The organism is Odoribacter sp. AF15-53 (genome assembly GCF_003479425.1).
Taxonomy (GTDB): Bacteria; Bacteroidota; Bacteroidia; order Bacteroidales; family Marinifilaceae; genus Butyricimonas.
Genome location: NZ_QUHC01000009.1, coordinates 1 through 25,431, shown reverse-complemented (window position 1 = coordinate 25,431; position 25,431 = coordinate 1). Strand labels below are relative to the sequence as shown.

The window sequence follows — 25,431 nt, the reverse complement described above, 5'->3', positions numbered from 1 at the left end:
ATTTATGGAAAGCGCCCGGGTGACGGGCGCTTCTCTTGGTTAGACATATTCCGTTATCGTTCCGTTTCCTCCGTCCCGTTCTCGCTCTGGAACGTGAAGGAGGTCTTCACGACCTGACCCGTGTTGTCCTCGACATAGACGTCGATGGTCTGCTGGTCATCGCTGCGCGATGTGTAATAGAGGCGGAACACCTCACGGTCGAGCGGATAGCGGTCGTTGGGCAGGAACACCGTACCGTCGTCCATCCTCAACTCACCGCGCCCGTCGGGCTGGAAATAGCGGATCGTGTAACGCGCGCCGTCATATCTCCCCTCCCGCACGAGCGTGCAGCGGATTTCAGCGGTTTCACCAACGGAGATTCGCTTCTGAACGGGCATCGTTTCCAGAGAGAACGTGTACGCCTGCTGTATATCCAGCCCGTTGTCGCAGGATGCGCATAAAAGACCCAGGGCGGCGATCCAGACCGCCAGGGCCAATATCTTTTTCATCTTTTTCATGTCGCTTGCAAGTTTAATGGATTATGAATTTCACGCCCAGGCCGAACTGCGCGTGGAAATGTCCCGTTGTAGTGCCCCATAGGATACGCTCACGCCCCGTCAGCGAGAGGATAATCCTGTCGGTCAGGTACGCATCGACCTCCAGCGTGACGGCCCCGCCATAGAGGAAACGGTCGCGGTGGCGGAGCGTAGAGCCGTCATAGAGCCGCCTCTCGCCCCGGTTCACGCTCTCGTAACCGGCCAGCGCCGAGCCGCCGAGGTAGAAGAAAAAAGTCCTGGACGGGTCAGCGAGGAACTTGTAATAGTAACCTCCCTCGGCCGTGAACTGCGCCACCGGGATACGTTCCGACTTGTAGGGGTAATAACGGTTCAGGAACTCCGCGCCGAACACCCACTTGTCGGCATTCTTCGCGTAACGGCTCATGGCCAGCCCGAACCAGTAGCCCGTTTCGCTGCGGCTGTCCCGGGTATAGAAGCCGTCGGCCATGCCTCCCCGTATTTCCAGCCCGCGCATGGCGGGCAGGGCACGCTGGGCGTGCGCCCCGTCCGAAAGGAGGAGGCATAACCCCAGCGTGAGAATGAATATCGCCCGTTTCATATCACTTTACCTTTAACTCGTTGATAACACGTGCGCGCACCAGGTCGGCATTCTCCACCGTGAAAGTCTGGTGTCGCCCGCCCTGCTGCTCGTGCAGTTCCACGACCAGCTGCTTGTCGTCGGCCAGCGTGAACTTCGGGAGCGTGAAGACCATGCGCTCGGTACGCTTGCCGCCGATGACCTGCACGTTGTTGTACGCCCGCACGGGCCATACGACCTGCTCCTGGATGGCCGTGCGTTTGGCCACCTTCTTGTCCGTAATCTTGAACGTCAGGTAGTCCACGTTGAAAGGCACGTTGGAGGAGTTCTTCAGTTGGAGGTGGAAATAAAGCAGGTCGTTATGCACGTAGATACCTTTGAGGAGGTATTGTACCCCGAAACGCTTGCAACCGATATGCTTGATCTCGCGGCGGTCATTCTTGTAAATGGACTGCATGATCAGTTTGACCAGCAGTGGAGATTCGCATCCCAACTCCTGCAAATAGATGTCCAGCGCGTTATTGGGGCGGTTTACCGCCTCCCCGTCATGCAGGAAGTCCGCCATCTCGACCGACAGTTTCACCGGCTCGTCGGCATACTTGACATTGAAGCTATAATAGGCCCCGTCCTCGGTAATGACCGAAAGGTTGCTCTCGCGCGAGAAATCACGCAGGGCCGCCTTTACACGCAGCACGTTTTCCGTGCCGTCGGCTTTCGCCGCCAGAAGATCCGAAGACCCCAGATCGACGTAACGGATGGCCGAGGGGAAAATCACATGAACGGTCTTGCTGAACGTCACCTCCAGCGCGTAGGGCGGGATAACCCGGTTGAAGGTCAGCGGACGGGTAAGACCGTCGTACAAATCGCCCGTGGAGGGCTTTTCCTGCGCGTGGGCAGCGAACATGCACCCGATAAAAGCGAGTGCCAGAAGAATCTTTTTCATACTCGATAAATTTTTGATTGTTGATAAAAATGGATTTTTTCAGTGGTGTACGGAAGTACGTTGTTTGTACCCTTATTGAAGGGGCGGGAGCAGCAGGACGCTGTAACCGGCCTTGAGCGTGACCTTGACCGAGCGCATCTTCTTGCTCACGTATTGCGACACGCCCTGGATGGCGCTGCGCCCCAGGTCGGAGAGCAGTTGCGAACCGGCATCGTCCGTGATCGTGATACTGCTGCCCATGCCCGCGCCCATATTGGCGGCGATCTCCTTCACGGCATTGAGTTCTTCCGACCCCGGCACGGGAATACCCTCGTTGCCGTTCGTGTCATAGACCGACAGATCGACCGGAACGACCGCCCCGCCGTGCTGGACAGCGCTGACCTTGACCGTCAGCCGTTCGCCGTTGATCCTCGCCGCCCCCGTTACGGGCGTACCCGAGGGGATGAGCAGATCTCCCGCCATCATCGGTTCCAGCAGCCGGAAAGTAACCTCCCCGCCATCGGTGAGCGTCACGGTTTGCTGCACGGCGGCACGGATACTGTTGCGCTCGGGCTCGCGAAGGTCGCTCCCCACCGTGTTGAAACCCCAGTTCCGGGGCTTGACGAACTCACGGGCGAAGACCGAATCGGGCAGCGGGGCGGCAAGCAGCGACACGATGTTACGGCGCACCTGGCGCACGGGCTGCACGGAAGCCTTGCCGGAAACGGAGGCTTTCTGACGCGGGGCTTCAGGGGCCTGACCGCCGTTCATGTAGCGGGCGGCGATCTCGTAGGACTTCTCCAGCAGCGCCACCTGCTCCTCCTGGGCCGTTTTCTGCGCCTGCTGTTCTTCCAGGCGGCGTTCCAGTTCCTCGATGCGGGCCTGCATCTCGCGCTCTTCCCCCGTTTCACCGGCGGTCTCCTCGTAGAAACTGCCTAACTGGCGGTTGATGTCGGCATAGGCGGCACGGGAAGTCCGGAAAGCTCCCGACGAACCGCCGGCAGGGCCGGAAGACTTATCCGGCACGGCAGCGGGCATGACGGGCTCTTCCTCCTCGTCCTCCATTCCGAACGCGAAATCCTGCAAGGAGCGCATCTTTTCCCGCTCCCTGCGCCGCATCTCCTCCTGCACGTAGGCATCACGCTTGTCCGAGAGGATACCCTTCGATTCCGGGGTCGGCAGCTCCGTGTTGAAACCCGCCGAAGGCTCCTCCCGTTCTTTTTCGCCGGGGGAGAAGATCAGCCACATGCACCCGGCAAAGGCCAGGAAAAAGAGCGGGAAGACCACCATCTTCTTCCGCATCTGTATCTGCCGGGGCGTGAGTTCCTTTTTCCCCGCCTCCGGCCGTTTATTCTGTTTTTCGTTCGTCGTCATAATTGAAATCTTTTAGATGTTTTACACTGTCGGCCTCCTGCCGTTGTCTTAATTCCAGCTCCAGCCGCTCGATATGCCGTATCTGCATCCGTTCCCCGGCTCCCTTGCCGAAGCGGTAGATGGAAGACACGGTAAAGTAGAGCGACAAGACGGAAAAGAACAAGAGCAGCGTGAGGATCACGATAATCCGCTTATCGGGCGAGAGCGCCCCGCAAGCGCGGCGCAGGTGGTCTTCGACCCACTCCCCGAAAGCCTTTATTCTCTTCTTTGCCATAGCCTTATCTTTTTAATGTACGTAAATCGCGGTTCTCCAGAATCTCGAATTTCTCCATGATGAAACCCTGCGGGTTATTGTCCGAACGCCCCGAGTTGATCAGCTCGCAACGCGTGACCAGCGAACGCTCGGTGATGTTGCTCTCGCGGACAATCATTTGCCGGGCATAGGTCATGGCCCGGTAGGGATAGGCGTTGAAGTCGCACACCACGGAGTCCACCTCGATACGCTGGCTGATGTTCCCCGACACCACACGGTTGTAGTAACCTTTCTCCTGCATGTCCTGGTAATAGGCGAAGGCGCTCTTATCGACCAGAAACAGCGCGCGGTTGATGTTGCTCTCGATGGCCGCACGGTCGGGCGAGAGGGTAAAGAACAACTCGTGAAAACGCCGGATATGTTCGCGCGCCTCCACGGGGCGGTTCTGGCTCAAATCCTGCGAGAGCGCCAGCATCAGCGACTTGCCCCCGTCCAGGACGTAGATCTTCTCGCGCTGCTTTTCGGCGAAACGGAAGCTCGCGACCACGCTGAACACGGATACCAGCGCGCACAGGCAGAGGAACACGATACCGAAAAGCCGAATCTGCCTGAAACTTGTTTCGATGTTTTTTAATGACTTGAATTCCATTGTCCAAATTGTTATGAATGATTATTGTTACCTTGTGTTGCCAGGTTGCGCCCGTTGGGGGCACTGCCCGAAGCCGGGCCACCGCCGCCGTTACCGGAGGAGGAACCGCCACCGCCGCGACGCCCGAACGTGCGGCCGATCATGTTGCCGGCGATACCGCCCGCGACACCCGTGGCGAATGCCCCGGCCTTGTTGATACCGCCCATAGCCCCGCCGGCTCCGCCCGACTGGATCACCCACTCGGCAACGGTGGGGATCGTGAAATAGCCTATGATACCTATAATCAAAAAGATAATATAGACACCGCTGCCGCTGTCGGGAATGTAGTTGGGGTCTTGCAGGGCCAGAACGTCCGCCTGGAGCATCAACGTCTGGATCTTGGCCAGCACCGCGGAGAACAGGTCGGCGATGGGAAGCCAAAGGTACACGCTGATATAGCGGGAAATCCAACTCGCGAGCGTCGAGTGGAAGCCGTCGTAAATGGAGAGGGCGAACGACAAGGGCCCCAGAATCGACAGCACGACTAAAAAGAATGTCCGCAGCGTGTCGATGGTAAGCTCCGCGGCGTTGAACAACAACTCGAAAAAGTCCCGGACAAGCTGCCGGAAACCGGCCTTGATGTCGTACCACGTGCGTTCGGCCCACATGCTGATAATCTCGCCCAAATCTGTGATACCCATATCCGCAAGCCGTTGTTCATACACCTCGTCGTCCACTAACCAAGCCTTGCCCTCGCGCCTGCGGGCCTCGGCTTCCAAATCGTCCTTCTGTTGCTGGTATGCCTGCAAATCCAATGTCTGCCCCTCCAGTATGGCGTGCGTGCCCTGCACCACGGGCGACATCACGGCGTTGATCGTCCCCAGAACCACGGTGGGAAAGAACATCACGCACAAGCCGATGGCGAAAGGCCGCAGGAGCGGGAACACGTCGATAGGCTCCGCATTGGCCAGTGCCTTCCATACCCGGTAAGCCACGTAAAAGAGCGCACCCAGGCCGGCGATACCTTTCGCCACCCCGATCATGTCGCCGCATAGCGGCATCATCTCCTGATACAGGTTCCGGAGAACCTGGTGTAAATTGTCGAAATCCATGACTGCCTCCGTTTTCAGGTTACCAATATCTGTCGTTCGGGTTCCCGTAAAGTGCCAGCACCCGGTGCGCGTCGCCCTTTTCGCGGCTGCGGATGAAGGACACGGAGATGGTCTTGCGCGTGTAATAGCGCGTGAGGTTGCGGTACTCCAGCATCTTCGTGTAAACCTGATCCACCACGTCCATCCGCTCCTTGTCCGAGAGCGAGAGGCCGTTGCCGCCGGTTATGACCGTCTTGAGTTCCGCCACCAGCGCACCGCCCTCCTCCAGCAACCGGGCGTAACCCGCCGAGATCGCCGCCAGCTCGTCCACCGTGAAGTTCGGGTCTGAAACCATACGGTTGAATCCCGAGGTGTAGATTTCCGTGATCTCGCTGACCATTTCGAGCGTCAGCTTCACCTTCCGGGCATCCTTGATGATGTTATGCACCGATTTGAGGGCGTCGTAGTAAGCCTTGCTCTGGTTATAAATCTTGATACTCTCTTGCAGCGACTTGACCATGTTGGTCGCCGTGGTCGAGCTTTGAACCGCGCTCTTGATGTTCTGAACGAGGTTCGACGGGTCGATGACCGTCCACTGCGCTTTTGCCTGGTACGTGAAGCAAAGAAGCCCCACGAACAGCGTTAAAATCAATCGTTTCATCCTTTTCATTATTTAATTCGTGAATACTTGGGCGGTCATTCCGACGCCCGGTAATAATCCCCGTAGGCGGAGAGCTGGAGCACCTCGCGCCCCGCATCGTAGGCCAGGGCGACATACCCGTAGAGGTCGAAGTAACGGATACCTCCCCAATACTTCCTTACGGGACGGGAGAAGCGTGTCCCGTCCTTGTAGGACACCTCCACGTAAAAACCGCCGCCCCGGCGTCCCGGGTTGCGGTAGATGCGAACCCGGGGAGAACCCGAGCGGCTTTCCCACTCGCCCGCCACCTCGTACAGCGCGAAGTCCAAACGCGCCGCCGTGGGGTCTGATCCGATACACTTGCGATACATGGCCTGCCCTCCCTTTAACGTTTGCCCTCGGCGAGCTGCCTGATCGCCAGTTCCATATCACCGCCCAGCTCGCCGGCAAGCCGCTGTACCTCCACTTTCTCCGTTTCCTCGGTCGTGTAGGCCAGGTACTCCGGGACGCTGACCTCCGTGGCATAGACCGCCGACTGAACGCCGCCCAGACCGATCCAGACCTCCTTGTATTTACGGGAAGGGTCGTTGGACTGGTTGATCGAGAGAATCTGCGCCTTCTCCTTGTCGGTCAGCCCCAACAAGGACTGAATCGCGTCGAAACGGTTCATGAACTTGCGCTGGTCGAGCAGGATCTTGCAGTCCGAGTTGTTGATGATCGCCTCCTTGACCACCGGGCTGGAAATGATGTCCTCGACCTCCTGCGTCACAACGATGGCCTCACCGTAGTATTTGCGGACGGTTTTATACATATAACGCAGATATTCAGCCATATTGGCCGTAGAGAGCGCCTTCCAGGCCTCCTCGACGATGAGCTGTTTGCGTACCCCCTTGAGCCGTCTCATCTTGTTTATGAAAGCCTCCATGATGATAATGGTGACCACGGGAAAAAGCTCCTTGTTTTCCTTGATGGAATCCACCTCGAAGACCACGAAGCGCTTCGAGAGCAGGTCGATGTTGGCCCGGGAGTTCAGAAGGAAGTCGTAGCGTCCGCCCTTATAATACTGCCGCAGGGTGATGAGCATGTTGTCGATGTTGAAATCCTCGCGGCTGACCCGGATCTCCCGCTCCTCCAGCTCGCGGCGGTAGTCGTCCCGCAGGTACTCGTAGAAACTGTCAAAACACGGCACGATATTCCGGTCGGCGCGGATACGCTCGATATAGGCGTTCACGGCACTGCCCAGCTCGCCGCTCTCGGTCTTCGTGATCTTGTCGTCCTCGGTTTTCCAGAGTGTCAGCAGCAGCGTCTTGATGCTGTCCTTCTTCTCCACGTCGAAATAGTAGTCGTCGGTGTAGAACGGATTGAAACTGATGGGATGTTCCTCGGTATAGGTAAAATACACGCCGTCCTCACCTTTGGTCTTACGCCGGATCAGCTCGCAAAGGCCCTGGTAGCTGTTACCGGTATCCACCAGCACGACATGCGTGCCCTGCTCCCAGTATTGGCGGACTAAATGATTCATAAAGAATGACTTGCCTGACCCCGAGCCGCCTAACACGAATTTATTCCTATTCGTAATGATCCCTTTTTTCATCGGTTCGTCCGAGATGTCCAGGTGCAGGGGCCTGCCGCTTACGCGGTCGCACAGCTTGATGCCGAAAGGGCTGGACGAGGATTTATAGTTGGTTTCCTCCGTGAAGAAACAGACCGCGGGCTCGATGAACGTGTAGAACGATTCCTCGGCGGGGAAATCCCCCGCGTTGCCCGGCATACCCGCCCAGTAGAGCGTGGCGGCGTCCACGGTGTTGTGGCGCGGGCGGCACTCCATCAGAGCGAGCTGGCTGCCCACATCGTTGCGGATATGCCGGAGCTCCTGCACGTCGTCCGACCAGGCCAGCACGTTGAAATGGGCCCGGACGGATTGAAGACCGAACGAGTGCGCCTCGTTGAGATACTGGTCGATGTCGAGTAGGTCAGCCCCCTTACGGGAGCTTTCCCCTCTAAGAACCGTACGTGAGAGTTTCCCCTCATACGGCTCAAGCAATTCAAAACTTTTATTTGTAACTAAAAGCCGGCTCATAGTAACTTCCATTTATTTCTGTTAGTAATTCGGCTGCAATGGTCATGTATTAGGACTTTCGCCTTTCTACTGCTCCCTGTCATTTCAGTAATTTTCCAGGGAGTTTCCCGTGTGATGTGCTTGCCACACACAGGGCAACATTGCATTTGCTGATTCCACAGGCGATAGATATATTGCTTGCCGTCTAAGTGTGCAAGCATTCTTCGGGTCTTGTATTGATCGAAGAAATCTTTCCAATCGGCATCATACGGGTTGGCCTCACTGCGGATTTTGATATGTCGCTTTATTTTCGTATCCGACAATCTCACAAGAGTGTGGTATTTATCCACTTTCCTGTTTTCAAGCGGTACGGCAAAAGTCCAGCTTCTACCTCTTACAGTGTGATAATACTTGTTGGCAATCCATCGTTTACCTTTTTTGGGATGTCTTCTGCGAGACCATCGCCATAGTTTGTTGAAAATTTGTGCATCTGTTTTACGGAAAGTTTCCGATGCAGAACACCCCTTGTAGTAGTTCGCCCATCCTCTAATGACTGGGTTTAGCAATCGTATCAAAGATTGTTGCTTAGAAGACTTGTTCTTGTCCACTATTTCACGAACCTTATCTAAAAATCTCTTTCGACTCTTCTTGGATGGTTTTGTGATAAACTTGCCTTTATATTTTCTGATATTGAACCCAAGAAAATCAAACCCTTCTTCTATATGAGTTATCTTAGTCTTTTCTTCTGATAAGGTAAGCCCTCTTGCTTGAAGAAACTCAATGACTAATGGTTTAACATGGTTCTCCAACAACTCCTTACTCTCTCCTGTGATAATAAAATCATCCGCGTAGCGAACAAGATTTATCATAGGAGTATAGTAATTTTTCTTCGAGCGGTTTATCGGAAAGCTATCGGCAAGCAGTTTTTCCAGTCCGTCCAAAGTCATATTTGCAAGAGTTGGGGAGATGATGCCGCCTTGAGGAGTTCCCTCCTCTGTCGGAAAAAGTTGCTTGTTGAAAATAAATCCACTTTTCAACCATTTACGGAGCAAAACTTTATCCATAGGGATATTGTCAAGCAACCATTCATGACTGATATGGTCGAAACAACCTTTGATATCACCTTCTAAGATCCATTGTGGGGATGTCGTCCTTGCCAGGTCATTGAAGCATTGTTGAACGGCATCTGCCGTGCTCCTTTCTTTTCTGAAACCATAAGAATTGGCATCAGCCGTTGTTTCAGCTACGGGAGCCAGTGCCATCAGATACAATGCCTGCATAGCCCGGTCTTTCATAGTTGGTATACCCAATGGTCTTAATTTCCCGTTACTCTTTCTGATATGTACTCGTCTCAGAGGTTGGGGTGTATAACCTCTCCTTTTCAGTTCGGTTATTGCACACACTTTAGCATCTGGCGTTTTCCATGTTACCATATCGACGCCAGCCGTTTTACTCCCATTATTGGAAGTTACACGTCTTACCGCTAATGCTTTAGCGTAAAACGAGTGGGTCAGTGTCCACTGCAAGGCTTTGACCTTGTTGTGGCGACCCTCTTTTTGAGCCTTTACAATACGCGCTTGTAGCTTTTGAACCGCAGCTTCGCATTTGAGCCAATTTATACTGTCCCATTTGCTCTGCGTTTGGTCAGTCGATGCACACGATTTTTTAATTTCGTTCATTTGCTTTTCTCCTTTTAAAAGTTCTAAAAGTTTCTTGTAAAGAATCACCTACCGCAGAAGTCAGCCTGCTTTCGCAGCGGGATGATGTTTCAATCCCTATTCACCCCATTACAGGGTGGCATTCGCTTTTTCTGCAATCCTATACCCGCACTCCATTCGGCATTCCTTACGGTCTGCTTACCTGTCATTGGCAGGAGAAATACGGGCTTACTACGTTCCGTGCAAGTAACTTATAAGTGGGTTAGGTTCTGTCTATTACACCGGCAGTACTCTGTTCGTGTATTCCCAGAATGGAGAGGAATAACCGACTGCTTCCCTTTTGGGCTGAAGCCTATCAGTATCTTTGGCTTCTTCAACCTTACGACGTTTAGACGACAGTTCGCTTACGCTAACCATACCACCCAAGCCAAGCTCCCTGACTGTATGATACTAACAGCCATTGTCTTTCCCTCACGGTTCTGACTGCTCCTTTCGGAAGGGCTACCTTGTCTGGACAGCTTTGATACAGTATATTACTATTGGTGCATCTGTCCATAGGCTACCGTTGACGAAACAACGGGTTAAATCTAAGTTTAACAATTACTTACACAGCGACGTATCGCACCCACTCCTTGTTTATCTGGTTCCCGCGGGAGTAGCGGGAAAGGGACTGCATGTTACGCGCACGTTTCTCGAACATACGCAGGTTTTCGTCGCTGTCTTCCAGGAACACGTACTGGTTGTAAAGGTGGTCGCAGGAAAGCAGAAGCCCCACGGGGGCCGCGAACGACAGCAGGCAGTCCGAACGGTCGGTGGAAAGACGCTCGTAACGGGTGTCCGTACCCACGCGCCCCGGCAGGTCTTCCGTGTCCGAGAGCGTGTGCAGACACACCCGTTTGTTACCCACGCGCAGAACCTCGGCCCCCAGCTCGATGTCCTGAAGAGAAGTCGTCTCCGAGAGCGAGAGGGAAAAATACCGTTCCAGCAGGCCCGGACAATCCGCCGTACCCGTGATCTCGTCCCCCGTGAGGCGGACAAGGGTCAGGAAACCCGAATCGTTCAGAATACGCTCGAACTGTTCCGCCGCCTCCAGGAATTTTGTCGCCGATTCCCGGTTTACCTCTTTGGGAATGATGTTGCCCCGGCAGAGGGTCGAGAAGTCTGAACGCATGTGCATACGCTCCCTCGTCGTTTTCGTCAGGTAGAGGAAGCAGGCGTGGGTCAGGAACGGACGCTCGTTGAAATGCCGCTCGTAACTGCGGGAGAGGAAACTCATGTCCCCCTCGCCCGTGGCCGGGCGGTAACGCTCGCGGATGAACCAGTCCTGCTTGTGTACCACGCTGTATTCGGGCAAGACCTTCAGGGCCTTGCACCAGGCGGCGTGGATCGCCTCGTACTCGGCGGACGTGACGGTGAACAGCTCCGGGAGTTCGACCCGATAGGCGACCGTTATGTCCGCGTCCTTGCTGATGATACAACCGCCTTCCACGGCCAGGAGCGGGAACTTGCTTTCCAGCGTGGTGGCTTTCAAGATGTTTCTCATACGCGGCCCCCCTTTCTTTTCAGCAACCGGCGCAGGGACTTGCGGTTGAGCAGGTAGCGGGGATGCCGGCGCGCGGCGAGCAGCTTCATCAGCCCGTGTTCCCCGTAACGGGCGTTCAGGCGGAAGGTAAGCCAGACCAGCACCGAAGCCGCCGCAACGCCGAAAGCGATACATACCCACTGATCGACCCCTGCCATGTAGAGGATGACGAACACCACGAAGACGGCCAGCAGGCCGCCCGCGAAGATGAAGAGGTACTGCGCCTTCAGGCGTAGGCTAAGAACCCGGTGCCTTGCCGTATTTCTACGGTAGGTTTCCAAGAACTCGCCTCCGAACCGTGCTTGCACCTCTCGGCGCACACGGCTCTCCACTAACATATTCAGTCTATTATCCCGTGATGTATCTTGTTGTGACAGGGAATACATACAGCTAACGTCTTTCTCTGACGTCCAATCATTTGGATTTTCCATGGCTCTTTGCCTTTTAAGTCTTTGAGTCTTTTGACGTGGTGTATTTCAATGTTTTCCGTTGCGCCACACAATTCACACTTACCCGCTTTTAACCTTTGTATAAGGCTTGATACAGTGGTATTGAAAATCGTGTTGGCTACATAATCACAACTCGCGTCCATCGCGGTTGTTTTACGCTTAAAGCTCCCGTTGAAGAATACCCGCATCTTCTTTCCTCCTTTCTTGTCCTCATAGAAAACCGCAAAATCTTTGTGATGTCGATACTTTGCGATAATCTTTCGGGCTGTCGTACTGTACTTTCGTGCAAAAGTCTTATACAGACTGTATTGCATGATGTACTTGAAAGAATTCAGGTGTGAACTGTTATTTGCGATAGAAAAATAGTTTGCAAAACCTCGGATTTCTCTGTTATAGGCATCCAGTATTTCGAGGTCGTCCAGATGTAGCAACTTTGTCCGGCTTGTGGGTTTCCATTTCGCTTTACCCTCGAATTGATGAATTTCCATCGCCTCGTAGTAGAGAAGTTTATCCCGCATTGTGGACATTGGCACTTCCAACACTACCTTTTTGCCGTAAGCCTTAATAAGTACTCCCGATTTCTCGCCTCTTAACGTCTTATCCGTGAATGGTCGGACATAGATTTCATAGCCGAGGAATTTTGCCTTTCTATTGCCGTGCGTGATTAAGGTCTTTTCTTTGGAGAGCGTCAATTTCAGTTTCTCGCCGAGGAAATTCTTAATATCCTCTTTGATGGCCTCACAGTCCGATTTACTGCCAATCACTCCGATAATAAAATCATCGGCATACCTCACATACTTAATCCGTCTATATCCCTCGTCCATTTCATCGACAGAGGGTAAGTGCATCCTGTTTTTCTGATGTTGCTTAATCGCGTCAATCAGTTCCTTCCGAGTATCTTTATCCTCGGTTTGTTTCAGCTTTGTGCCGAGCCACCAAATTTTCCTGGAATACCGTTTGTACTCAAGGTTCATTGCCCGTCTGTCGCCTCTATCGAATTGACAGGCATACTCTTTCATGTACTTATCCAGCTTGTCGAGATAGATATTAGCCAGTATCGGGCTAATGATGCCACCTTGCGGTGTTCCGCTGTATGTTCTATGAAATGTCCAATCTTCGATGTAGCCAGCTTTCAAAAATTTCCACATTAGCCGGATAAAGCGGTCGTCTGCGATACGTTCTTTCAAGATTCCGATAAGTACATCATGGTTGATGTTATCGAAGAATCCCTCAATGTCGCCCTCGATAAACCACTTGGCCGCAGTAAAATTCTTCTGCACCTGTATCAGTGCGGTGTGGCAGCTGCGTTTGGGTCGGAAGCCGTGCGAGGTGTTCTCAAAACTACCTTCATAAATTGCTTCCAACAGCATTCGCAATACCTCCTGCACTAATTTGTCGTCGATAGACGGTATGCCGAGAGGTCGCATGTTCCCGTTTTTCTTCGGGATGTACGTCCTTCTTGCCGGTTTTGGTTGGTACGACTCATCTTTGAGCGCATCAATCAAATTTTCAATCCGTTTCAGGCTCATTCCGTCGATAGTTTTACCGTCGGAACCTTCCGTCATATTTCCCTGCCTACCTTGTATATTATGGTAGGCGAGGAGAAACATCTCCGAATTGAATAGAACCCTGTAGAGCCGTTCAAACTTGTAGCTCGAAACTTTGCTGTGCTCTGACAGACTGTTTAATACTCTCTCTGGATTTCTCATAATGTCTCACACATTATCCGTTAATTTGTATTAAAAATGTTAGCTGCCACCCTTCGCCATGTACGAGGCTTTCCCTCGCTCGGACTACTACGGTGGCTCCGTTGCCATACCGGATTTTCATAGGTCTGAAACCTAATAGCCTTTCGGCATTCCGGGTTAGGCAATCCACGTTTAATTCTTCGGCAACATAGCTTTGATAGATTGTCGGATACGACTTTCATCCGTTTCTGCTTATCGCAGTTGTGCTGTAACCTGTTCTGCACCCAACCCTCCAAGGTCGAATCGAGTGTGTTACAGTATGGCGTCTGTAGTTACCTTCCGCCACAGTTTCGAGTTGTGCCACTTGGACTATCGTTCAATCAATCCAGACTTTATCCTCGTATCTATCTTTCATCTCCTGATTCAGTCGCATACTTGGTAACTGTATGACTTATCAGTTTATCGGCAGGCTATACTCCCCGTCCGGTTTCCCTTTCGGATAAGCCGATCGATGATAGGCTATCGAACACTTGCCTAACGTCTTGCTATCGACGCATTTGCCAAAGAACCATTACGTGCGCGCCCCGGAACTCCACGCTCTTGCCGATTCCCTTGTTGATTCCATATTCCATAATTATTTGCATGACAGGTTGGACTACAAGAAGAAAGAGCGTAGGATCGTCGCGGCGACAATCAGGAAAATACACGCGCCGAACCAGCTCGCGGCGGTCTTCGACGTGTCGGGGTCGCCGCTCGAAAACTTGTTATAGACCTTGATCCCCCCGATAAGGCCGACCACAGCCCCAATCGCGTAGATGAGCTTCGTTCCGGGATCGAAGTAGCTGGTTACCATGTTGGTAGCCTCCGTAATGCCGGCGATGCCGTTGCCCTGCGCGAAGGCGGAGGAGATGGCGGCAAAGAGAAATGCCGCCGGAAGAAGAATCTTGTTCTTTCTCATAACTCGATAATGTTTGAATTGTGGCGCGGGGATGGATAGGCCCCGCACCGGGTTAAACTTCTTGATTCGGATTTTTTCAGTGGTTCGAGGATAGCCTCACGCGCTACCCGTAGTCTTTTTCTTTCATCGTGATGTCATTATGGGGTTAAACAAACTCACGGACGTCGAAACCCGTGGGAACCGAACCCTGCGGAGATGGGCTTTCCGCAGACCTCTCGGACATACGCCGGTGAAAGGCCGAGAGGTAGGTGTCGATCAGGGATTTTACCCTGTCGTTCCCGTCGGGGCGGCCCGAAACGATGACCTCGAACATGTCGGTCTGTTTCAGGCCCAGGAGGACACGTCCCGTTTCCTCCCTTTGCTCGTCTGTTGAAGGTGGATCGTGTACCACGTGGCGGTAGGCTTCGCCCATCTGTTCAAAACTAACCCCCTGGGCAAGCGAGCGGCCCAAAAGGGGCAGCTCTTCGGTGTCGTCTTCATCCTCGTCATAATCCGGCTCCTTCGCGTCCGCATCCGGGAAAGATTCATCGTACAGCGGAAAGTCGATTTCCAGAGGTTCGTTAGGCTCCCCCTCGGGAGCGACACCGAACACTTCATCCAGGTCTTCCGGCGGAATCTGCCGGGGGTGTTCGGGTACATTCGTGGGCACAAATATATCGGCTTTTTCCGTAACTTTTTCAGTTTCAGATTCTACGGCAGCTTGTGGCCGGGAGTGGCGCGGGTCGAGGACAAAGCGGCTCCTGCCGATGATCTCCTGCCGGCAGGGCGTGTCTTCGGCAACGATCCCGTCTGCCGGTTCGTTACGTTCCATCCGCCGCAGGCGGAAAAACGCCCACAAGGCATACCCCACGGCAAAGAGGGGCAGCAGCCACAACGCCCCGTTCATCGCTCCTCCGCTTTGGGTTGCAGGGAGGCCACGGCCTCACGCTCCTCGAAAAGCCGCTCGATGGTTTCCCGGTTATCGTCCAGGTGCGCCTTGAGAACCTTGTCCACGTAGGCCGTGATCGTCACGTCGCCACGACCGATGACACGGGTGATCTCGCGGATACGCTCGTGGTACGACGGACGTATCTTCACGTGCTTGTTACCGGCGAAAGGCAGCCGCAGCAGGCAGATGTAACGGGCCAGGTACTCGGCCTCGGGGGTGGGGACAGTCCCCACGGCGACCTCCCCCGAAGGGCCGTCGGGGACGATAAGGGTTTTCATCCTGCGCCGGTAGCGGCACACGCGGAAGATGAAGGGTACGGCGACGCAAAGGACGGCCGCCAGGATAACAGATAAAATAATTGCTTTGTCTGACATGATGGATTGTTTTTAATGGATTGTAAAAATATTGGGTTCATAACTAAAAAATATCGGAGTTCCGTTTCTTGTAGAGTTCCGAAATTTCCTCCTGATAGGTCGCGAAATGCTGCTCCAGCACATTGTCCAGGTAGCTATACAGCGAGAGTTCGTTCTTACCGATAACCTGCACTATCCGGGTTATACGCTCGTGAAACTCCTTGCGGATATACACCGTTTTGCCGCTTCGGGTATTGGAGGGGGCGTTCCGGATAAAAAGACGCTCGTAATCCTGGCCTTTCCCTCTTCGGCGGCGTCCCTCCTCTTTCGTAGCCGACGAGGAGGCGGCCTCGCCGGACGGTTCCGATAGAGCCGATGCCTCCTCCTCTTTTTCCGGCGTGTAAGGATGTAGTGGCCGGTTTCGGCTTTTGGCCTGGCTGATGATGAAGGAAGCGTCCAAACCGTCGTCATGTTCTTTTCCGCTCATAAGATTCTACTTTAACAGTTCGATCAATTCATCCACGAGTTTATCCAGGTTGCTGCCCCGGATCAAAGAACGGTCTGCCGGGAAGAGCGTGGAGCGGAAGACAGAGCGACGGCTGGCGTTCTGCTCACGACGAAAACGCTTGGTGTCAGGCAGGAAGGTCTTCAGAACAGGAAGCTCCAACTCTTTCATTACCGCCTCGTAAACCTGATATAATTCTGTCTTTTCACGTCCGTCCACCATGTTCCATAGCATATACAGCCCTTTCATCCGGGACTTCTCGCGGCCCATTATATGCTCCTTTACCACAACTGCGTAATTCAGGGTGCTTTCCATGACAACCCGGTCGGCACTGATCGGGGCGACGAGATAATCCATTCCGGCCAGGGAATGAATCAGATCCTCGTTATTGATCGTACCGGGAAGGTCGAAGAACACATAATCGAAATCACCTTGCGGCAGGAGGTAGTCGGCATCGGCCAACGCCTCTTTCGTGTTGCTTTCCACGACAGGATAGGCTTTCTTTTGAAGCCGGGTGAATTGTTCGTAAGCTAACCTCTTGTAATGTTCGTCTTCGAGGGCAAGCTTCAGGTCACGTTCCCGCATCTCCACGATGGAGTGTTGGGGATAATCGCAGTCGATGACCGCGACATTGAAACCCTTTACATAGTGCAGGTAAGAGGCTGCCAGCACCGTGAGGGTGGTTTTGCCCGCTCCGCCTTTTTGGGTGGAGAAGGCCACGAATTTCGTTTTCTCTTTCATTGTTCCATGCGTTTTTAGTTATACAATCGGGTAATCGTTCATCTCTTCACGTATCCGGGCAAGTGACGGCATGAGATTTTATGCAGGTATGCCGGCACGCATATATGCTGGTGCGCTGGCAGGCTGTTACGCCGGTATGCCGGTGCATGGGCGCGTGTCCGATTTTATACTCATGCGCAACCGCATTTGCTTATCCGGACAAAGACCCGCTTTTTCCTCTGCACACGGTGTTTTCTGCATCCGTCCGCACGTGTGCGGACAGGAGGATGTGTCATTGCCCGTATCCGTTCTCACGTGCAAAGTAAACCCTTAAAAACACGGGTTGTATGCTCTTTTTCCGCTATGGCCGCGTGTGGCGTCAAAGTGGACGCAAGTGGCATAATCGCTTGTGGTACAAGCGATTGAATAGGTCGGTATCTTTGCCTCGTGAACGATCCCGACGCTAATGAAGCCGTCCTTGCCCCGTTTTACGGCGGCTCTTTCAATGTTCTGTCCGCGAGCGGGCAGAAGGTATTTGCAAAGGGCAAATAGCAAGCTGTGTTTTCTGCTGCACGATTCTCGTTTTGCAGCAGAAAACAGCTTGCCCGCAAGGGGGAGAAAGCACCTCCGGAGTCGGTGCTTTTCAGAAGGGCGGCAAGCCGCGAAGGGATCGGAATTTTCAGGAACCGGTGGGGCCCTGGCCTCTCCTTAAAATTTCGATGCGATGGAAAAGAACAGAAAGCCCCGAGGGGGCAAAGGGGGACGACCCGCGAAAAACGACCCGGCCGTTTACCGCTTTTCGGTAAACTTTTCAGCCGTGGAACATGCCCGTTTCCTCGACCTTTACGAGCAGTCCGGGCTATTGTCCAAAGCCGCTTTTATCAAAGCGAGAGTGTTCAACGAGGCGTTCCGGGTGGTAAAGACCGACCGGGGAACGCTCGAATACGTGGCGAAGCTGACCGCTTTCCACGCCCAATTCCGTGCCGTGGGAACGAATTACAACCAGGTGGTGAAGGAGCTGCACGCGCATTTTTCCGAGAAGAAAACACTCGCGCTGCTCTATAAACTGGAGAGAGCGACACGTGAACTGGCGGCCGTCGGGCAGCAGGTCGTGTCGCTCTCCGAAGAGTTCAAACAGCGATGGTAGCCAATATCACCACCGGAAAAGACGTGTACGGCGCGCTGGCGTACAACCAGGAGAAAGTCGATCGGGGCGACGGGAAGGTGCTGCTGACCCACATCGTGAGGGAGCCGGCGGATGGGCGCTTCAACGTGGCCGCGACGGCAGAAGACCTCCTGCGCTGGATGCCCTCGCACTACCGGACGGAAAAACCCGTCGTGCACGTGTCGCTCAACCCGGCTCCCGAAGACCGCCTCGACGACGGGCAACTCGCGGAGATAGCCGGGGCCTACATGGAGCGCATGGGCTGGGGAGGACAACCTTATATCGTATTCAAGCATACCGACATCGGACGGGAGCATATCCATATCGTGTCGGTGCAGGTGGCCCAGGACGGGCGCAAGATAAACGACAGCAGGCGCAACGAACGCAGCGTGGCCGTTACCGAGGAACTGGAACGGGAGTACGGACTGCATCCCGCCAAAGGGAGAAGGCGGGAGAAAGGGCAAGGGATCGTCCCCGCCGATTACACGCGGGGCGACCTGAAACGCCAGGTGGCAGCGGTAATAAAACCGGCCGTGGCGACATACCGCTTCCAGACCCTCGGCGAGTTCCGGGCATTGTTGTCCTTATATAATATAGGTATAGAGGAAGTCCGGGGAGAGCGGAACGGAACCCCCTACCGGGGATTGCTCTACACGCTGCTGGACGAGAACGGGGACAAGGCAGTGGCCGCGCCGCTCAAATCCTCACTGTTCGGTAAAGAGGTCGGGTATGACGGGCTGGAACGGCACATGGAGCGCAACGCCGAACGGTTCGGGAAGGACGACACGAGGAGGCAAATCCGTGGCCGGGTCGATAAAGCGCTTCGGGGAGAACCCACGGAGGAAGAACTGCGCGAACGCCTGCGGGGAGCCCGGGTGGATCTCTACATACGACGCAACGAAAACGGCCGCATCGTGGGAGTGACGTTCATTGACCACGAAACACGGACGGTCGTGAACGGATCACGGCTGGGAAAGGCATACTCGGCCAACGCCTTCGAGCTGCGCTTCGGCGGGAAACGGAATCCCGGGGAAAACACGAGGGACTTGTCCCCGAAACAAGCGCCTGCCGGACGGGACGGGCAACGGAAGCGGAATACCTCACGACGGAGGAAAGTATAACATCTCAATTATCATTCATTTATTAAATTTTACGGTTATGCAACAGGAAGACGACCTTCGGGGTCTTGCAAAAACAATGGATTTCATGCGGGCATTGAGTATCTTGTTCGTGGTTATCAACATCTACTGGTTCTGTTACGGGCAGATACGGGAATGGGGAATCAATATCGGCGTGGTCGATAGGATTCTGCTGAACTTCGACCGCACCGCGGGGCTGTTCCGGAATATACTATGGACGAAACTTTTCGCCGTCGTGTTCCTCGCCCTTTCATGCCTCGGGACAAAAGGAGTAAAAGAGGAGAAAATTACCTGGCGGAAAATCACGGCATCGCTGGCCACGGGAGGCGTGCTGTTCTTCTTCAACTGGTGGCTGCTGGACTTGCCGCTGACGGCGATGGCGAACGCGGCTTTCTACATACTGACCCTATCGGCCGGGTATATCTGCCTCTTGATGGGCGGCGTGTGGATGTCCCGCCTGCTGAAGAACAATCTCATGGATGACCCTTTCAACAACGAGAACGAATCATTCCAGCAGGAAACACGCCTGATCGAGAACGAGTACTCCATAAATCTGCCGACGAAATTTTACTATAACAAACAGTGGAACAACGGGTTCGCCAATGTCGTAAACCCGCAAAGGGCTTGCATCTGCATGGGAAGCCCGGGCAGCGGGAAGAGTTATTGTGTTGTAAACCAGTTTATTAAACAGCAAATCGAAAAGGGCTATACCCAATACATCTATGACTACAAGTTTCCCGATCTTTCGGAAATCGCTTACAACCACCTGCTGAATCACCAGAAAGGTTACAAGAAAATCCCGACTTTCTACGTCATAAATTTCGACGACCCGCGCCGCTCGCACCGCTGTAACCCCATTCACCCGGACTTCATGACCGATATTTCGGACGCCTACGAGAGCGCCTATACCATCATGCTCAACCTGAACCGAAGCTGGGTGCAGAAGCAGGGCGATTTTTTTGTGGAAAGCCCCATTATCCTTTTTGCGGCCGTGATCTGGTTCCTGCGCATCTACGACAACGGGCGGTATTGTACCTTCCCGCACGCCATCGAGTTCCTGAACAAGCGGTACGAGGATATTTTCCCGATTCTGACATCCTACCCGGAACTCGAAAACTACCTCAGCCCCTTTATGGATGCCTGGCTCGGAGGCGCTCAAGACCAGCTCCAGGGCCAGATAGCATCGGCCAAAATTCCGCTTTCCCGCATGATTTCGCCCCAGCTATATTGGGTCATGTCGGGCGACGATTTCACGCTCGACATCAACAACCCGGACGATCCCAAGATACTCTGCGTGGGGAACAATCCCGACAGGCAAAACATTTACGGAGCGGCTTTGGGATTGTATAATTCCCGGATTGTCAAGCTCATAAATAAGAAAGGCCAGCTCAAATCGGGCATCATCATCGACGAGTTGCCGACAATCTACTTCAAGGGACTCGACAACCTGATCGCCACGGCCAGAAGCAACAAGGTCGCCGTGCTGCTGTGCTTCCAGGATTTTTCACAGTTGAAGAGGGACTACGGGGACAAGGAGGCCGCCGTCGTGATGAACACGGTGGGCAACATCTTCTCCGGGCAGGTCGTAGGTGAAACGGCCAAGACACTCTCGGAACGGTTCGGTAAGGTATTGCAGAAGCGGCAGAGCATGACGTTGAGCCGCAGCGACAAATCGACATCCATATCCACGCAGCTGGACAGCCTGATCCCGGCCTCGAAGATCTCGACGCTCACGCAGGGAATGTTCGTCGGGGCCGTGGCGGACAATTTCGACGAACGTATCGAGCAGAAGATTTTCCACTGCGAGATTGTCGTGGACAACGAAAAAGTGAAAGCGGAAACGGCCCGGTACAAGAAGATACCACAAATTACCGATTTCACGGACGAGAACGGGACGGATCACATGAAACAGGTCGTGCAGGAAAACTACGAACGTATCAAGGCAGAGGCCGGCCGCATCGTCGCCGAGGAACTGGAACGTATCAAGAACGACCCGGTGCTTTGCAAGCTCCTGCCGGAACAGAACTAAATGAACACAAACACCCCCGCAAACAACCTCCGTGACCTTAACCGGGGCTGTTTCCTGGTTTTATAACCGTACAGCCGGTGTTTTGGAGCATAAAGTAGTGATTATGTGAACGGAAAACATTATTTTTGTGTTCGGAATCCTTTTAATTATAAGTATGACAGTTACCGATATATACGAAGCAATGAACAGCAAGGCGGAAGCGTTTTTCGAGTGGTTGCAGGCTCACCCGAAATACGGGTTGCTGTTTGGTGTCGGGTTGCTTGCCCTATGGCTTGCAGGGTTGCTGTTCCGTTGGAAATGGGCGTGTCATTGGCAGTTTAACAGCAAACTGTGGTTATTTGATGATTGCAAGCCTGAAACACGCCGCAGGGTTCAGATTGTGTTGGTCAGCGTTCTGATTATACTTATATTGGTTGGTTTCTTTGTATGGAGATAACGGTATGGAAAAGGACAATCGCAAATACCGGATCTGCTTCATCGACTATATGTGGTATGTAGCCGAGATATGGCACGAAAGGGAGCGTACCAATCTCAACGGACGTATGCTACTGTTTTGGTGCTGGCTCTTCGTCCTACTCATACCGCTTGGGTTTCCGCCGATATTGCGCCTTTTCGGCTGGATGATTGGTTTGGCCATAGTGATTCCTCTCTGCTTTCTTCCCGATTTATTCTGCAAGCTACGCTATACAGCCGGACGGCGTGAAGCGCTCCGTGAACATTACGGGAAGATGAAACATCCCGGCAGGAAGCTCGCCAAAATAGTTCTTATCGCTATCGCCCTGATCGTGGCAAATGTAGCGCTGATGTTCCACCTCGGATTTATACATTGGGCATGATGAAACGGCAGGAGAATAAGCAACGGTTTTATCTCTGGGATTACCTCTGGTGGATGGGGGAGAAATGGAAGCAGGCAAGACGAACAGGCAGGGTCGATGGCGAAATGATGCTCTCGATTTATATCTTCGCTCTTTTGATATTCCCTATGATGACTGTTACTATCCGGCTTTTTCCAGGTGTGTCGGCATTGTTGCCATGTGTCGTTTTTAGCATTGTCACATTTGCCGTTATGTCGCTCGTCAGCAGGATTTACAAATGGCGAGGCAAAGCAGTGATGTCTCACTATGCCAAGTGCAGGTTTAACGAACTCCTTGCGGTTCTGTTATTTTTCCTTGCGATGGCCATTATCTGCTTTATGATGTATCTTCTTGACAAAAAGTGATACATACTTTGATACGGACTCCGGGCCGTTATATCGAATGGTCTAACTCGATGTACCAGTTTCCCTTGATGGGCTTGTAAAGCGTGGTGTCGTTGTACGTCCTGCGGTAGATCTCGTTCAGGTCGCCATGTTCGGTGATACGGATATTCCGACGGCTTCTCAATCCGGGATCGTAAACGAAACTCTTGGACGTTCCGGCATCCACGATGCCGTGGGAGTAGTACGGCATAACGAGGCTCACATATACCGAATCTGCCGTTCCCCATTCCCTGCGATCAACAAGGATAAAACCGCATCCAATCTCTGATAACAGGGAGTCGAGTAGGATTCGCTCCGGCTTCAACAGTCCATATACCGGGATGTCTTGTTCATCATTCGTTTCATGGGATGTATCGCTTTGCTCCATTGAATCAAGTATAATAACCTCTTCCGGAGAAAGCGGCGGGGAGTGAAAACTACCTTCTGAACTCTCTGCCATGATTTCGTACACCTTACGGAACGCCACCTCGTGCGTGGTGAAATGGCGTATCATTTCCTCGTCCGACGGCGGCATGGGAGGCTCTCCGCAGCTTACGGCAAGCAGGATTACAAATAACAGGATTATGACTGGTGTTCTCATTTTCTAATGTTTAATGTTCTGTGGCTAACCAATCTTGTTTAGGGAGTTGAACCATTTGTTAATAGCACCCAATCTGTTATTCTGTTTAATGGTATCTTCATTTCTACATAATTTGATTTGCCGAATAACGGAGTTCTGCATAATTGAATCGGATTTGAAAAGCAGTTCTAAAACGGCTTCATAACATTTGGAATATCTGGACAATTCATCCAATATATTTGCGTCTTTTAGAATATACAGGTTGAAATTGTACACAAATGACTTGTAACTGAAAATCTCCGACTGTAATGCTGCTGTATCAAGACAAGTATAAAACAATTCCTTATCGTGCTGATACAGCCACATATAATCAGATGGATTCAGGTTGTAGTGCAATAAAGTTTCCGAACGGACAAATGGAAGCCCCGTATTTGAGCCTACCAGATAACGGTATGTCTCAGTGACTATTGACTCAACTATTTCAATGGATTCTGATTGTTTGTCCGATTCCCGTATTTCTGTAAATGTATCGGCAATAAGAACTTCCACATCCTGCGATTTGTAATATATACCGTTTTTTTGCCAGCGGAATCTACGGATATATTCTTCAGAAGTCGGACAACAGAACAGTAAAGTATTTAACAATCGGTTCAGATATATTCGCTTATCTGGAATATGACAACGGTGTAACCCTATTATGGAGCCATAAGCGTATAGCTTTCCAAACTCGTTTTCCTCCGAATTTGAATTTTTAGGCATGTAATACAACCGCACGATATTGTCAATGAAATAATACATATCAAGATATTTCAATGTATCAGCCGATTCTCCATATTTGTTAAGTAAATGCCGCTCCAGTTTCTCGCCATACCATAAGTAGCCATCGGGATTTATTTGAAACAACCGATGAAACTTAGGTCTTGATAATGAAAAGTTCTTGTTTCTACTTTTCATTCGTTCCAGTAAGGCGAGAATAATTCTATTCGTTATATCCATAGCTGTAATATTTATTGGCTAACCGATCATTTAGGGAGATTAATCCGTATGTGTATGTTATGGTAATTTATTCATATTGTTCACATTCTTGTTCTATATCAGATTTTACCTCTTGAACTTTACGAATAATACCTTTTCCTTGTGTTAAAGGGAATACAGCCAACATAACACTGTCTTTCTCTAACTTAGGCAGTAATTTTTCCATGAAGTCATCAAGAGGAATTGGAGTTGGCTGATAATTATCCCATTTACACAATTCAGCAAATTCCTTTTCACTCCATATTGGAAACAATACTTGTTCTTCACTTCCCATTAAAGCCCATCCTTCTGCATCCTTTAAGCCCCAGACTTCTTCAAAATCTGCAACTTTACGGATGAAGTAATCATATCTTTCCGATGCCGTCAGATTTATCACATTATCAATTTTACTATTTCTCATATTTTTATTCTTTTACTTCTACCATAATGTTCGGCAACGTTCCGCTTATTCAGTCGGTCTGCTGTTTGTTATCAATGCCTTACCGATTATAAAGTTGATTTAGCATTTTGAAATAATCATTTCCAAACCCTTCAACATAATCATCCATTACGCCGTATATGTTGTTTTTACTATCAACAAGCAAGACCATATATCCATGTTCGTATTCCCCAAAAGGACAAATATCCGAAACATGGAGTAGTTCACAAAATTGGTCGTAGAATAAGTAATGCGGATTATCGTTTAATGTTTTCTTTAGATTAAAATGCACATCCACTTTTGGAAACTGAAATTCCTGATTGTAGAAATAAATAAGGAAATCTATCAACTTTGAAGTCGGTTGGTAGTTTGCTTTAGAATAAATTGCCATAAGTTCATTCGGGCTTATGATTACCCGATTTTCCCAGTGGCAATTCGTTTTAAGATATTGCTTCAGTTCCATACTACTTTTTTTATTTTGCACATTGATAATGTTTGGCAGCGTTCCGCTTATTCAGTCGGTTTGCTGTTTGTTAGCATCATCAGAAATCCATAAACGTATCATTTTCCATATAATAGTTCAACGCATCAATATAGTCATTAATTGATGCAGTTTCTTTTTGATCAAATACGGACATCAATACATCTTCAAATTGTTGCCCGTAATAAAATAAATCCAAAGACTTATCTCTTACAAAATCTGGATATACTTCCTCATCATTATCATCTATCGTAGGATATAGTTCCAAATAGCATAATTGATTCAATTGGGCTGTACCCTCATTGGAGTATAAGCAATAGTTAGAGTCAGTGAAGCCATTATTAGCTATATTTTTAGAAACTATTTCGATAATTTCTTGTAAACGATATGGTTTTCTTAATTCTAATTCTTTCATAATTTCAATTTTATATGATGCTAATGTTTGGCAGCGTTCCACTTATTCAG

28 protein-coding genes and 2 pseudogenes are annotated in these 25,431 nt (G+C 51.6%); 6 read left to right on the top strand and 24 right to left on the bottom strand.

Annotation, left to right across the window (positions count from 1 at the left end; translation table 11 throughout):
- Positions 1–53 precede the first annotated feature (53 nt).
- The 19 genes and pseudogenes from DWW52_RS16170 to DWW52_RS16075 form a co-directional block, all read right to left on the bottom strand.
- Complete coding sequence (locus DWW52_RS16170) at positions 54–497, bottom strand: DUF3872 domain-containing protein (RefSeq protein WP_004295445.1); 444 nt, start codon at positions 495–497, stop codon at positions 54–56.
- A gap of 13 nt (positions 498–510) precedes the next feature.
- The gene (locus DWW52_RS16165) at positions 511–1,095 is read right to left on the bottom strand and encodes a conjugal transfer protein TraO (RefSeq protein ID WP_004319140.1); all 585 of its coding nucleotides are present in this window, start codon (positions 1,093–1,095) and stop codon (positions 511–513) included.
- A 1-nt stretch (position 1,096) separates the two neighbouring features.
- Positions 1,097–2,017: a conjugative transposon protein TraN gene (gene traN / locus DWW52_RS16160; protein WP_004303795.1), complete on the bottom strand. Its 921-nt coding sequence runs from the start codon at positions 2,015–2,017 to the stop codon at positions 1,097–1,099.
- A 72-nt stretch (positions 2,018–2,089) separates the two neighbouring features.
- Entirely contained in the window at positions 2,090–3,370 is a 1,281-nt protein-coding gene (gene traM, locus DWW52_RS16155; protein ID WP_118422410.1) for a conjugative transposon protein TraM, read from the bottom strand.
- A complete protein-coding gene (locus DWW52_RS16150; RefSeq protein WP_004295449.1) occupies positions 3,345–3,644 on the bottom strand; it encodes a TraL conjugative transposon family protein in 300 nt (99 codons plus the stop codon). The genes traM and DWW52_RS16150 overlap by 26 nt, the downstream gene beginning before the upstream one ends.
- Before the next feature lie 4 nt (positions 3,645–3,648).
- Complete coding sequence (traK, locus tag DWW52_RS16145) at positions 3,649–4,272, bottom strand: conjugative transposon protein TraK (RefSeq protein ID WP_004295450.1); 624 nt, start codon at positions 4,270–4,272, stop codon at positions 3,649–3,651.
- Between the two features lie 11 nt (positions 4,273–4,283).
- Positions 4,284–5,363 (bottom strand): conjugative transposon protein TraJ, encoded by a 1,080-nt coding sequence (traJ, locus tag DWW52_RS16140; protein ID WP_118716525.1) that lies wholly within the window; start codon positions 5,361–5,363, stop codon positions 4,284–4,286.
- Positions 5,364–5,382: 19 nt separating this feature from the next.
- Positions 5,383–6,003 carry a DUF4141 domain-containing protein gene (locus DWW52_RS16135; RefSeq protein ID WP_004295452.1) on the bottom strand — a complete coding sequence of 207 codons (621 nt, stop codon included), beginning with the start codon at positions 6,001–6,003 and terminating at the stop codon, positions 5,383–5,385.
- A gap of 35 nt (positions 6,004–6,038) precedes the next feature.
- On the bottom strand, positions 6,039–6,353 hold the full coding sequence (locus DWW52_RS16130) for a DUF3876 domain-containing protein (protein WP_004303798.1): 315 nt from the start codon (positions 6,351–6,353) through the stop codon (positions 6,039–6,041).
- Between the two features lie 14 nt (positions 6,354–6,367).
- Positions 6,368–7,945 (bottom strand): annotated as a pseudogene (locus DWW52_RS16125) (TraG family conjugative transposon ATPase); the annotation flags it as partial.
- Positions 7,946–8,058: 113 nt separating this feature from the next.
- Positions 8,059–9,720: a group II intron reverse transcriptase/maturase gene (gene ltrA / locus DWW52_RS16120; protein ID WP_004319152.1), complete on the bottom strand. Its 1,662-nt coding sequence runs from the start codon at positions 9,718–9,720 to the stop codon at positions 8,059–8,061.
- Positions 9,721–10,321: 601 nt separating this feature from the next.
- Positions 10,322–11,242, bottom strand: a pseudogene (locus DWW52_RS16115) (TraG family conjugative transposon ATPase); the annotation flags it as partial.
- Entirely contained in the window at positions 11,239–11,619 is a 381-nt protein-coding gene (locus DWW52_RS16110; protein ID WP_231864134.1) for a DUF4133 domain-containing protein, read from the bottom strand. The pseudogene DWW52_RS16115 and the gene DWW52_RS16110, both read right to left, overlap by 4 nt.
- A 2-nt stretch (positions 11,620–11,621) precedes the next feature.
- Entirely contained in the window at positions 11,622–13,439 is a 1,818-nt protein-coding gene (locus tag DWW52_RS16105; protein WP_118716524.1) for a reverse transcriptase domain-containing protein, read from the bottom strand.
- A gap of 634 nt (positions 13,440–14,073) precedes the next feature.
- Entirely contained in the window at positions 14,074–14,376 is a 303-nt protein-coding gene (locus DWW52_RS16095) for a DUF4134 domain-containing protein (RefSeq protein WP_004303800.1), read from the bottom strand.
- 145 nt (positions 14,377–14,521) lie between these two features.
- Entirely contained in the window at positions 14,522–15,262 is a 741-nt protein-coding gene (locus tag DWW52_RS16090) for a hypothetical protein (RefSeq protein ID WP_117747440.1), read from the bottom strand.
- Positions 15,259–15,678 carry a DUF3408 domain-containing protein gene (locus DWW52_RS16085; RefSeq protein WP_004303802.1) on the bottom strand — a complete coding sequence of 140 codons (420 nt, stop codon included), beginning with the start codon at positions 15,676–15,678 and terminating at the stop codon, positions 15,259–15,261. Before DWW52_RS16085 ends, DWW52_RS16090 begins: the two co-directional genes overlap by 4 nt.
- A gap of 43 nt (positions 15,679–15,721) precedes the next feature.
- A complete protein-coding gene (locus tag DWW52_RS16080) occupies positions 15,722–16,144 on the bottom strand; it encodes a DUF3408 domain-containing protein (protein ID WP_004295459.1) in 423 nt (140 codons plus the stop codon).
- A gap of 6 nt (positions 16,145–16,150) precedes the next feature.
- The gene (locus tag DWW52_RS16075; RefSeq protein ID WP_015547221.1) at positions 16,151–16,903 is read right to left on the bottom strand and encodes a ParA family protein; all 753 of its coding nucleotides are present in this window, start codon (positions 16,901–16,903) and stop codon (positions 16,151–16,153) included.
- 703 nt (positions 16,904–17,606) lie between these two features.
- Here DWW52_RS16075 and mobA point away from each other — a divergent pair.
- The 6 genes from mobA (at position 17,607) to DWW52_RS16040 (ending at position 22,434) form a co-directional block, all read left to right on the top strand.
- Complete coding sequence (gene mobA / locus DWW52_RS16065) at positions 17,607–18,029, top strand: conjugal transfer protein MobA (RefSeq protein ID WP_004295462.1); 423 nt, start codon at positions 17,607–17,609, stop codon at positions 18,027–18,029.
- On the top strand, positions 18,023–19,168 hold the full coding sequence (gene mobB / locus DWW52_RS16060) for a conjugal transfer protein MobB (protein ID WP_004319166.1): 1,146 nt from the start codon (positions 18,023–18,025) through the stop codon (positions 19,166–19,168). The genes mobA and mobB overlap by 7 nt, the downstream gene beginning before the upstream one ends.
- Before the next feature lie 37 nt (positions 19,169–19,205).
- Positions 19,206–21,215, top strand: coding sequence for a conjugal transfer protein MobC (gene mobC, locus DWW52_RS16055; protein ID WP_004319168.1), 2,010 nt, complete (start codon positions 19,206–19,208; stop codon positions 21,213–21,215).
- Positions 21,216–21,369: 154 nt separating this feature from the next.
- Positions 21,370–21,651 (top strand): Imm17 family immunity protein, encoded by a 282-nt coding sequence (locus DWW52_RS16050; protein WP_004295465.1) that lies wholly within the window; start codon positions 21,370–21,372, stop codon positions 21,649–21,651.
- A 4-nt stretch (positions 21,652–21,655) separates the two neighbouring features.
- The gene (locus tag DWW52_RS16045; protein WP_004295258.1) at positions 21,656–22,051 is read left to right on the top strand and encodes a hypothetical protein; all 396 of its coding nucleotides are present in this window, start codon (positions 21,656–21,658) and stop codon (positions 22,049–22,051) included.
- Entirely contained in the window at positions 22,048–22,434 is a 387-nt protein-coding gene (locus DWW52_RS16040; protein WP_004319173.1) for a hypothetical protein, read from the top strand. The genes DWW52_RS16045 and DWW52_RS16040 overlap by 4 nt, the downstream gene beginning before the upstream one ends.
- 28 nt (positions 22,435–22,462) lie before the next feature.
- Here the strand turns inward: DWW52_RS16040 and DWW52_RS16035 are convergent, their stop codons facing one another.
- From DWW52_RS16035 to DWW52_RS16015, 5 genes are all read right to left on the bottom strand, one after another.
- Positions 22,463–23,053, bottom strand: coding sequence for a DUF4948 family protein (locus DWW52_RS16035; RefSeq protein WP_118716523.1), 591 nt, complete (start codon positions 23,051–23,053; stop codon positions 22,463–22,465).
- 24 nt (positions 23,054–23,077) lie between these two features.
- The gene (locus DWW52_RS16030) at positions 23,078–24,028 is read right to left on the bottom strand and encodes a hypothetical protein (RefSeq protein WP_118716522.1); all 951 of its coding nucleotides are present in this window, start codon (positions 24,026–24,028) and stop codon (positions 23,078–23,080) included.
- Positions 24,029–24,095: 67 nt separating this feature from the next.
- Positions 24,096–24,467 (bottom strand): DUF2750 domain-containing protein, encoded by a 372-nt coding sequence (locus DWW52_RS16025; protein ID WP_005647538.1) that lies wholly within the window; start codon positions 24,465–24,467, stop codon positions 24,096–24,098.
- A gap of 79 nt (positions 24,468–24,546) precedes the next feature.
- Positions 24,547–24,948, bottom strand: coding sequence for an SUKH-3 domain-containing protein (locus DWW52_RS16020; RefSeq protein ID WP_032581404.1), 402 nt, complete (start codon positions 24,946–24,948; stop codon positions 24,547–24,549).
- Between the two features lie 79 nt (positions 24,949–25,027).
- Positions 25,028–25,381: a hypothetical protein gene (locus tag DWW52_RS16015; protein ID WP_032581402.1), complete on the bottom strand. Its 354-nt coding sequence runs from the start codon at positions 25,379–25,381 to the stop codon at positions 25,028–25,030.
- Positions 25,382–25,431: the final 50 nt, after the last annotated feature.

Excerpts from the sequence above, each read along its gene's own strand:
- traK (WP_004295450.1), bottom strand. The coding sequence starts at position 4,272 with ATGGAATTCAAGTCATTAAAAAACATCGAAACAAGTTTCAGGCAGATT.
- DWW52_RS16050 (WP_004295465.1), top strand. The coding sequence starts at position 21,370 with ATGACAGTTACCGATATATACGAAGCAATGAACAGCAAGGCGGAAGCG.
- DWW52_RS16080 (WP_004295459.1), bottom strand. The coding sequence starts at position 16,144 with ATGAGCGGAAAAGAACATGACGACGGTTTGGACGCTTCCTTCATCATC.
- DWW52_RS16075 (WP_015547221.1), bottom strand. The coding sequence starts at position 16,903 with ATGAAAGAGAAAACGAAATTCGTGGCCTTCTCCACCCAAAAAGGCGGA.
- traM (WP_118422410.1), bottom strand. The coding sequence starts at position 3,370 with ATGACGACGAACGAAAAACAGAATAAACGGCCGGAGGCGGGGAAAAAG.
- ltrA (WP_004319152.1), bottom strand. The coding sequence starts at position 9,720 with ATGAACGAAATTAAAAAATCGTGTGCATCGACTGACCAAACGCAGAGC.
- DWW52_RS16030 (WP_118716522.1), bottom strand. The coding sequence starts at position 24,028 with ATGGATATAACGAATAGAATTATTCTCGCCTTACTGGAACGAATGAAA.
- DWW52_RS16025 (WP_005647538.1), bottom strand. The coding sequence starts at position 24,467 with ATGAGAAATAGTAAAATTGATAATGTGATAAATCTGACGGCATCGGAA.
- mobB (WP_004319166.1), top strand. The coding sequence starts at position 18,023 with ATGGTAGCCAATATCACCACCGGAAAAGACGTGTACGGCGCGCTGGCG.
- DWW52_RS16130 (WP_004303798.1), bottom strand. The coding sequence starts at position 6,353 with ATGTATCGCAAGTGTATCGGATCAGACCCCACGGCGGCGCGTTTGGAC.
- mobC (WP_004319168.1), top strand. The coding sequence starts at position 19,206 with ATGCAACAGGAAGACGACCTTCGGGGTCTTGCAAAAACAATGGATTTC.
- DWW52_RS16150 (WP_004295449.1), bottom strand. The coding sequence starts at position 3,644 with ATGGCAAAGAAGAGAATAAAGGCTTTCGGGGAGTGGGTCGAAGACCAC.
- DWW52_RS16105 (WP_118716524.1), bottom strand. The coding sequence starts at position 13,439 with ATGAGAAATCCAGAGAGAGTATTAAACAGTCTGTCAGAGCACAGCAAA.
- DWW52_RS16165 (WP_004319140.1), bottom strand. The coding sequence starts at position 1,095 with ATGAAACGGGCGATATTCATTCTCACGCTGGGGTTATGCCTCCTCCTT.
- DWW52_RS16170 (WP_004295445.1), bottom strand. The coding sequence starts at position 497 with ATGAAAAAGATGAAAAAGATATTGGCCCTGGCGGTCTGGATCGCCGCC.
- DWW52_RS16035 (WP_118716523.1), bottom strand. The coding sequence starts at position 23,053 with ATGAGAACACCAGTCATAATCCTGTTATTTGTAATCCTGCTTGCCGTA.
- DWW52_RS16110 (WP_231864134.1), bottom strand. The coding sequence starts at position 11,619 with ATGTTAGTGGAGAGCCGTGTGCGCCGAGAGGTGCAAGCACGGTTCGGA.
- traN (WP_004303795.1), bottom strand. The coding sequence starts at position 2,017 with ATGAAAAAGATTCTTCTGGCACTCGCTTTTATCGGGTGCATGTTCGCT.
- traJ (WP_118716525.1), bottom strand. The coding sequence starts at position 5,363 with ATGGATTTCGACAATTTACACCAGGTTCTCCGGAACCTGTATCAGGAG.
- DWW52_RS16095 (WP_004303800.1), bottom strand. The coding sequence starts at position 14,376 with ATGAGAAAGAACAAGATTCTTCTTCCGGCGGCATTTCTCTTTGCCGCC.
- DWW52_RS16085 (WP_004303802.1), bottom strand. The coding sequence starts at position 15,678 with ATGTCAGACAAAGCAATTATTTTATCTGTTATCCTGGCGGCCGTCCTT.
- DWW52_RS16090 (WP_117747440.1), bottom strand. The coding sequence starts at position 15,262 with ATGAACGGGGCGTTGTGGCTGCTGCCCCTCTTTGCCGTGGGGTATGCC.
- DWW52_RS16020 (WP_032581404.1), bottom strand. The coding sequence starts at position 24,948 with ATGGAACTGAAGCAATATCTTAAAACGAATTGCCACTGGGAAAATCGG.
- DWW52_RS16015 (WP_032581402.1), bottom strand. The coding sequence starts at position 25,381 with ATGAAAGAATTAGAATTAAGAAAACCATATCGTTTACAAGAAATTATC.
- DWW52_RS16135 (WP_004295452.1), bottom strand. The coding sequence starts at position 6,003 with ATGAAACGATTGATTTTAACGCTGTTCGTGGGGCTTCTTTGCTTCACG.
- mobA (WP_004295462.1), top strand. The coding sequence starts at position 17,607 with ATGGAAAAGAACAGAAAGCCCCGAGGGGGCAAAGGGGGACGACCCGCG.
- DWW52_RS16040 (WP_004319173.1), top strand. The coding sequence starts at position 22,048 with ATGATGAAACGGCAGGAGAATAAGCAACGGTTTTATCTCTGGGATTAC.
- DWW52_RS16045 (WP_004295258.1), top strand. The coding sequence starts at position 21,656 with ATGGAAAAGGACAATCGCAAATACCGGATCTGCTTCATCGACTATATG.